Source organism: Lentzea sp. NPDC060358 (assembly GCF_042725365.1).
Taxonomy (GTDB): domain Bacteria; phylum Actinomycetota; class Actinomycetes; order Mycobacteriales; family Pseudonocardiaceae; genus Lentzea.
Genome location: NZ_JBHXCW010000304.1, coordinates 1 through 8,143, shown reverse-complemented (window position 1 = coordinate 8,143; position 8,143 = coordinate 1). Strand labels below are relative to the sequence as shown.

General features: G+C 70.7%; 6 protein-coding genes. 4 read left to right on the top strand and 2 right to left on the bottom strand.

Going from position 1 to position 8,143, the window contains the following annotated elements:
- Positions 1–85: 85 nt before the first annotated feature.
- On the top strand, positions 86–2,956 hold the full coding sequence (locus tag ACFWGZ_RS37080; RefSeq protein ID WP_382456263.1) for an AAA domain-containing protein: 2,871 nt from the start codon (positions 86–88) through the stop codon (positions 2,954–2,956).
- A gap of 132 nt (positions 2,957–3,088) precedes the next feature.
- A complete protein-coding gene (locus tag ACFWGZ_RS37075) occupies positions 3,089–3,712 on the top strand; it encodes an LPXTG cell wall anchor domain-containing protein (RefSeq protein ID WP_382456262.1) in 624 nt (207 codons plus the stop codon).
- Positions 3,713–3,764: 52 nt separating this feature from the next.
- Here the strand turns inward: ACFWGZ_RS37075 and ACFWGZ_RS37070 are convergent, their stop codons facing one another.
- Together ACFWGZ_RS37070 and ACFWGZ_RS37065 are read right to left on the bottom strand one after the other, a co-directional pair.
- Positions 3,765–4,511, bottom strand: a complete 747-nt coding sequence (locus ACFWGZ_RS37070) for a PIG-L family deacetylase (RefSeq protein WP_382456261.1) — start codon at positions 4,509–4,511, stop codon at positions 3,765–3,767.
- Positions 4,512–4,612: 101 nt separating this feature from the next.
- Positions 4,613–6,397: a S8 family serine peptidase gene (locus ACFWGZ_RS37065; protein WP_382456264.1), complete on the bottom strand. Its 1,785-nt coding sequence runs from the start codon at positions 6,395–6,397 to the stop codon at positions 4,613–4,615.
- 191 nt (positions 6,398–6,588) lie between these two features.
- Between ACFWGZ_RS37065 and ACFWGZ_RS37060 the strand changes: the two genes are divergently transcribed.
- A complete protein-coding gene (locus tag ACFWGZ_RS37060) occupies positions 6,589–7,515 on the top strand; it encodes a LuxR C-terminal-related transcriptional regulator (protein WP_382456260.1) in 927 nt (308 codons plus the stop codon).
- Positions 7,516–7,586: 71 nt separating this feature from the next.
- On the top strand, positions 7,587–8,143 hold a 557-nt coding region (locus tag ACFWGZ_RS37055; RefSeq protein ID WP_382456259.1), incomplete at its 3' end, for a hypothetical protein.

The window sequence follows — 8,143 nt, the reverse complement described above, 5'->3', positions numbered from 1 at the left end:
GACGACCCCCGTTTCGGGGATGAACGCGGGTCGTCCGCCCGTGCCGCCAGGGGTCGCGCTCCGGGACTGATTAGCATCTCCGTCCATGCTCGCCAGCCCGTCGGACCTCGTCGACCTGCTCGAATGCGAGCACCGCAGCTTCCTGGCCCGCGACGACCGCCGCGGCGACCCCGCTGAGCTGCACCGACTGGCCGCCCGGACGGCCGAGGAGATGCGGTCCGGCGCGGAGGTCGTCGAGAACGCCGTCTTCCTCGACGGCGAGTTCCACTGTTCGGCGCAGACGCTGGTTCGCACGTCCCACGGCTACGAGCCGTGCGACGACGTGCCGGAAGCCACTCCCCACGCCGTGCTGTCGCTCGTCGCGGCAGCACGGGCGCTGGGCGCCGAGCGCGCGCACCTGGTCGTCGACGGGCGCAGGACGTCGTTCCGCGTCGCCGACTTCACGCCGTTGCTCGGCCGGTTGCAGACCCGCCTCGCGAACCCCCCACCCGCGCCGACGCGGTCGTGGGGTGACGTCCGGGCCGCCTGCAACGGATGCCGGTTCGCCCGTCATTGCGCTTCGGGCCGCGAAGAGGCCCGGGACCTGTCGTTGGTCGCCGGGTTGCGGACGGACCAGCGGCGGAAGCTGGTTTCAGCCGGCATTGACACGATCGACGCGCTTGCGGCCACCGAGGAACGGCCCGCGACGCTGTCCCCCGCGAGTTTCACGGCGCTGACCGCGCAGGCGCGGTTGCAGGTGCGGCAGGAACGCACCGGCGTGGTGAGCTACGAGGTCGTGGCGCCGGAGGCGTTGGCGAACCTGCCCGAACCGGCCGAGGACGACGTGTTCCTCGAAGTCGACGGCGACACGTTCCGGACGCCGGGCTGGGAGGGCACGTTCGCGGAGTTCGTCGAACGCACGCCGTCCGGCACGGTCTACCACTTCACGCCGCACGACCTGGCGGGCCGCGCCGCGCGCACCGCCACGCTCGAGTCCGAAGTGGACGAACTGGTGCGGCGGTGCGTGGACCTGGGAGCGCTCACACGCCGGGCCGTCCGGGTGTCGGCGCGCGAGTACACGTTGCCGGCGCTGAGGCCGTTGCTGGACGACGAGAACCCCACGAGGGGTGTCCGGGACCTGCTCGTGCGCATCAAGCGCGAGCACGACGTCGAGACGGCGCCGCCGCCGGAACGGGACGAGGCCGCGCTCGAGAAGGCGGCCGAGCGGGCACGGCGGATGGCGGCGCTGACCGAGCCGCTGCTCGCGCAGGGGCACGCCTTGTTCGCGGCGACGGTCGGGTACCACCGGCGGGAGGCAAGTCCCGCGTGGGGTGACTTCTTCCGGCAGGCGCTCGCGCCGATCTCGGACCTGGAGACCGACTCGAACTGCGCGGTGCCGATCACGCTGCGGGCCGAGGACTGGGTGCCGCCGAGCGGCCGGGTGCGCAACCACAAGCGGCAGGTGAAGGCGCGGATCGACCCGGAGCGCCCGCACCCGTTCGGCAAGGACGAGCAGGTCCGGCTGCTCTACCCCGGCAACGTCACGCGCAACGCCGTGGTGTCCGACGACAACCCGTACGAGCTGGTGCTGACCGAGAGCGGCGCGCAGGAGCACGCCGAGCTGCCGATCGCCGTGCTGCCGGGCAGCCCGGTGCCCGCGTCGCCGAAGGACGAGGCCGTCGCGGAGCTGGCCGAGCAGGCGGTGCACCTGCTGCCGCTGCTCCCCCGCAACCCCGGCATCGACCTGCTGCTGCGCACGCCGCCCGCGCAGCCGCTGCCGCAGCACCCCGACGTGGTGCAGGCCGTGCTCAAGGCCGTCGACCAGCTCGACGGCGGCACGCTCGCCGTGCAGGGACCGCCCGGCGCCGGCAAGACGTACCTCGCGACCAAGCTCGTGAAGCACCTGATCGACCAGGGGCTGACGGTCGCGGTGACCTCCACGTCGCACAAGGCCGTGGAGAACGTGCTGTCGTCGGTCGACCCCGGCATCCCGATGGCCAAGCGGCACAAGGGGAAGAAGCCCGAGGAGGGCGTGCCGTGGGACCAGCCGAAGGACAACGGCGCGCTGGCGCGGTGGCGGGAGGAGCACCCGCAGGGACACCTCGTCGGCGGCACGGCGTGGACGTTCTCCAACGCCGTGATCAAGGCGCAGCCGTTCGACGTGATGATCATCGACGAGGCCGGCCAGTTCGCCCTGGCCGACGCGGTGGCGGTGGCGACGGCGGCGCGCAACCTCGTGCTGCTGGGCGATCCGCAGCAGCTGCCGCAGGTCGTGCAGGGCGTGCACCCGCCCGGTTCCGACGCCTCCGCGCTCGGGCACCTGCTCGGCGACGCGGACGTGATCCCGGACCACCTCGGCTACTTCCTCGCCGAGACGCGCCGGATGCACCCGGCGGTCTGCAAGCCGGTGTCCGAGCTCTCCTACGCGGGACTGCTCCATTCGCACGAGTCCGCCGCCCACCGGTCGATCTCGGGCGTCGACCCGGGCATCTACCTGCGGGAAGTCGATCACCGGCACAACATCACGTCGTCGGCCGAGGAAGCGGACGCCGTCGTCGACACCGTGCGGCAGATCGTCGGTCGTACTTGGACGGACAACGGCACGACGCGCGAGCTCACCGCCGCGGACGTTCTCGTGGTCGCGCCGTACAACCTGCAGGTCCGCGTCATCCGCAGAAAGCTCGCCGATGCGGGCTTCGACGAAACGCGCGTGGGCACTGTGGACCGGTTCCAGGGCCAGGAGGCGCCCGCGGTCGTCATGTCCATGACGTCCTCGTCCACCGTGGACCTGCCCCGTGGCCTGGACTTTCTTTTGTCACGCAACAGGTTGAACGTGGCACTCTCCCGTGCCCAGGTGCTCGCCGTGATGATCTGCTCGCCCCGCCTGCTGAACGCCGACGTGCGGGGCGTGGAGCAGATGCGACTGGTGGCCGGCGTCATCGGCCTAACAGAAAACATGTCGATCTACCCGTGGTGACACCACTCCGTTGCCATACGGTGACCTTTCGAGCGCTCTGTGTTGCTAGCGTGGCCCGGTTCACCCGGTCGGGTGATTTGGTAAGTCGATGTGTTTGATCCGCCAACGCACCAATGCAGAGCAGGAGTTTTCATGGCAAGCAGAGTTCTGGGCGCGTTCGCGGTGGCGGCGACCGCGACCATCGCTTCGCTGGCTCTGGCCACCCCGGCCAGCGCACACACCCCGGTGTCGTCAGCGGAGTGCGTCAAGGACAAGGCTGTGCTGAAGGTCAAGCTGACCCAGTACGCGGGCGGCAACAAGAACACCGTGCTGATCAAGGACGGTGACAAGGTCCTCGTCGACGAGAAGTTCAGCGAGAACTGGGCCGAGAAGGTCGGCAACAAGCTGGAGTCGAAGAAGTTCGAGGCGGACGGTACCGTCGCGCACACCTTCACCATCAAGGTGACGGCGTCGGACGGCTCGAACCACAACTACGAGAACACGCACACGACCCCGCCGTGTGTGAAGGAGGCTCCGCCGACCAAGTCGTCGGAGACGAAGCCCCCCGTGCCGAGCAGCTCGGTTCCGGAGGCGCCCTCGTCCTCCGTGCCCCCGGTGACCACCTCGGCCTCTCCGGTGGCTCCCGGTGGCAGCGCTCCGGAACCGCCGCTCGCGGCGACCGGTGCTTCCCCGATGTGGCTGCTGCTCTCGGGTCTGGGTCTGGTGGGCGCCGGTGCCGGCACCCTGCTGTTCCTGCGTCGTCGCCGCACGGCGTGAAGTAGCTGAGTGAGAGACGGGGGTGGCCGGCGGCCACCCCCGTTTTCGCTTGCTAGAGGTCCAAAGCGTCCGCCGGACCCTCGCCGTGGTAGATGAACGACTCGGTGCCGAACGCCAGCGCGAACGTCTCCTCGTCCAGTGACAGGAAGAACGAGTCCTCGGTGATCTGGGAGGGGTGCGCGCGCATCGCCTCGCGCTTCACCGCCAGGTACTTCCTGACGTCGACGTCGACGTTGATCTCCGACTCCGGCACCGCGCCCTCCATCGGTTCCGGCACCTCCATGCCGGCCCGGCGGAACGCCTCCAGGAAGTCCGACTCGCGCACCATCGCCTCGTAGACCTTCGGGGTGCCGGCGATCTCCGCGGCGCGCTTGCCGACGTGGTGGACCTGGATGTGGTCGGGGTGGCCGTAGCCGCCGAAGCTGTCGTAGGTCGTGAGCACGTCGGCGTTCTCCTCGGCGAGGATCGCCGCGAGCCGCTGGGCCGCCTCCTCGACGTCCGCGGTCCAGAACGACCCCGGCTTCGAGTTGAGCTCGTCGCCCATCATCCCGGAGTCGCGGTAGCCCAGGAACTCCACGCGCGCCACGCCCAGCAGGTCGGCCGCCGCGTGCGTCTCGACGACGCGGCGCTGCCACAGTTCCTCGTTCTCCTCCAGGAAGTCCGGGACCTCGCCCGCCTCGCCGCGGGTCGCGACGACGAGCACGACCCGGTGGCCCTCCTCGAAGGCCTTGCGCATCACGCCGCCCGTCACGATGCACTCGTCGTCGGGATGCGCGTGGAACGTCACCAGTGTCGCCATACCCGCGACGTTACCTGTGGCGGAACTCTTCAAACGCGTGAAAGGGCGGCGCCTCCTCTGGACTGGGGAGGAGGCACCGCCCGCTCGGCGAACCCGCGGAGCTAGCGCAGGGTCAGGTTCCAGGAGTTGATGTACCCGGTGTCACCCGAGTAGAGGTCCTGGACCCGCAGCTTCCACGTGCCCGCCGCGACCTCGGACGAGGCGTTGACCGTGTAGGTCGCCACCACGTTGTCGGCACTGTCCGAAGAGGACGAGTTCTTCAGCCGGTAGGCGGTGCCGTCCGGCGCGACCAGGTCGATCACCAGGTCGCCGCGGTAGGTGTGGACGATGTCCACGCCGACCTTGGTGGTGGCGGAGGCGTTGCCCGCCAACGTCGAGGTGATCGACGAGGTCACGGCCACGCCGCGGTCCGGGATCGCCACGTCGGTCGTGTTCTCCGAGCCACCGCTGGGAGGAGTGCTGTCGAGCGCCGCCACGGTCTTGGCGGCGTCGGCCAGACCGGCGCCGCAGCCGCCGGAGCAGGTGCCCGGCAGCGCGCGGGCGTTGGTCTTGATCAGGTCCTTGACCTGGGCCGGCGTGAGCGACGGCTTCTTCGCGACGAGCAGTGCCGCGAGGCCCGCGATGTGCGGGGCGGCCATCGACGTGCCCTGGTAGGGCTTGTAGTTCTCGGCACCGGGGGTGGTGGCGCCGGCGTTCAGCGTCGACCAGATGCCGTTCTCCGGCGTGGTGATCGTGCCGGGGGTGTCGGTGCCGCGGCGGGTCTCGCCGCCGGGCGCCGCGACGTCGATGCGGGAGCCGAAGTTGGAGTAGAACGCCTTGTTGCCCTCACGACCGGTCGCCGCGACGGTCAGGACGCCGCTGCAGTTGGCCGGGGTGAAGTTCGCGACGTTGGCGTTCGAGTTGCCGGCCGCGACGACGATCGTGGTGCCGCGGTTGATCGCGCCGTTGATGGCGTTCTGGTAGGTCGTCGAGCAGGACGACTGACCGCCCAGCGACATGTTGACGACCTTGGCCGGGGTCTGGTTCGCGGGCACGCCGCTCACCGTGCCGCCGGACGCCCAGGTGATCGCGTCGGCGATGTCCGAGGTGGCGCCACCGCACTTCGCCAGCACGCGCAACGGCTGGATCTTCGCGTCGTAGGCGATGCCCGCGATGCCCTTGCCGTTGTTCGTGGCGGCGGCGATGGTGCCGGCCACGTGCGTGCCGTGCCAGGACGAGCTCTGGTCGGACGGCGGGACGGGCTGGCCGTTCGCGTCCGTGCCGCACTCGCCGCGGGCGGTCCAGTCGCCCTCGTCGGCCGGGTTCGAGTCGCGGCCGTTGTTGTCGCGGGCGCGCGCCGAGTCGGAGACGAAGTCGTACCCCGCGACGACCTTGCCCGCGAGGTCGGAGTGGGTGACGTAGCCGGTGTCGATGACCGCGACGGTCACGCCCGCGCCGGTGGTGCTGCTCCACGCGCCGGGCACGTTCATGCCGGCGGTGGCCTCGAACAGGTCCCACTGCCGGGAGTACTCGGTGTCGTTCGGGTCGGCGAACGGCTGCATCAGCAGGTCCGGTTCGACGTAGGCGACCTTCGGGTCGTTCTTGAACGCCTGGATGGTGCTGTCGGCGTTCGCGGTCTTCGCGCCCAGGTCGACGACGACGGCGCCGCTCGACATGCGGCGGTGCACGGACTTGCCCTTGCCGCGCACGTCGTCCGAGGCAGCGGAGTCGGACGAGGCTTCGGCGGTGCCCGGCTTGTACCCGACGATCAGCCGCTCGAACGGGCGGGTGGTCTGGGTCGAGTCCGGCTGGGCCTGGATCTGGGCGGGGGCGGCGGTCGCCGGAGGGGCGACAACGCTGAGCACGGCGGCGGAAACTGCCGCGGCGCACACGCTGGTGCGTCGCATCTTGTTCACGTGAGGTCCTTCCACGCAGGGCCTCCGCGTGCCGTTGAGGGCGTCAGGGTTCTGAACCGGCTGCGGAGGTGCAGGGACCGTAAGTCGCGTCACACCTGCGGAAACAGGTCTGGCGGAGACCGAATGGCGACACTGTCGTGTTCACGACACGGTTCTTGGTCCGAATGGCGCACAATGTGGCCGTGTTCGGACATCTGGGCGTCGCGCCGGAGCTCACGGCCGTCTACGAGCTGCTGGTCACGGGCGGGAGTCGCACCACGGACGAGATCGGCGTCTCGTCGCGGGTGCTGGAGGAGATGCGGGAGCTCGGCCTGGTGCGGCACCTGCCCGGCGACGTGTGGCAGGCCGTCGCGCCGGACCTGGCGGTGGAGGCGCTGATCGCGGCCCGCGAGGAGGCCCACCGCCGGGCGCGCGCGGACGTCGGCCCGTTGATGGAGCTCTACCTGCGCAACCGCGACGAGGAGCTGGCGGACAACGCGTTCGTCGAGGTGGTGTCCGGAGTGGACGCCGTCCGCGAGCTGTGGCACGCCCTGCTGCGCGGCGCGCGGGAGGAGGTCTGCGTGCTGGACCAGCCGCCGTACGTCACGCCGCTGGGCCAGCACGTGGCGCTGGAGGACGAGACGCGCCTGCGCGACGTGCAGTGGCGCGTGGTCTACGACCGCTCGGCCGTCGACATCCCCGGCCGCGTCACGGAGATCATCGACCTGGTGGCGGCCGGCGAACGCGCCCGCGTCACGCCGACGCTGCCGTTCAAGCTGGCCGTGATCGACACGCACGCGGCGGTGCTGCCCGTTGTGAACGGCGACGTGGTCGACAAGGTGCTGCTGATCCGCCCGTCGGCGCTGCTGGACGTGCTGCGCTCGACGTTCGAGCTGTACTGGGACAAGGGCATCCCGTTCAGCCCCGGCGGGATCTACGCGGCGGCGGCCGACGTCGACCCCTCCCTGCTCGGGCTGCTGGCCGCCGGGCTGACGGACGAGTCGATCGCACGGCAGCTGGGGCTGGCGCCGCGGACGGTGCAGCGGCGGGTGCGGCAGCTGATGGACCGGTGCGGGGCGCAGACGCGGTTCCAGGCGGGGGTGCAGGCGATGCGGCGCGGGTGGTTGTGAGCCGGCGTGCAACCTCTCGTGATCTTGCGGCGTATCTCCCGGTGCACGCGGAACAACCACCAGGGGGATTCATGCGCATGCACAAGGTGATGGCGGCTGTCCTGACGGGCCTGGCGCTCGTCGGACTGGCGGGCACGGCGTCCGCCCGGCCCGGTCCGACGTGGCCGCCGGAGGACGTCACTCCGGTCCACAAGACCAAGGCGGAGCTGCAGGAGCAGGCCGACGGGTTCTCCGCGCACCAGGCGCGGACGTTCCCGCGGATCTTCCGCGGCGCCCAGGACGTCCGGCCGGGCGACTGGGGTGGTGAGGCCGCCGGTCTGTTCGACGACATGCAGTACATGGGCAACACCGTCGGCTTCACCCGCAACGGCGCCCACGTGACCGTCTACACGCAGGTCAACGCGCCGGGGCTGGTCCAGGAGACGCCCGAGGAGCTGTGCGTGCGGGAGCACTGCACCGGTGAGACCAGCGACCACCGGGGCGGCGTGACCGTGTTCACGGCGTACGACAGGTTCGGGATCAGCGCGGCGTGGAACTTCCGCCCGAACGGCGAGGTGGTCTGGGCGCAGACCACCACCGCCGGGGTCGAGCCGCAGCTGGCGGCGGTAGCCGCCGACCGCGCCTACAC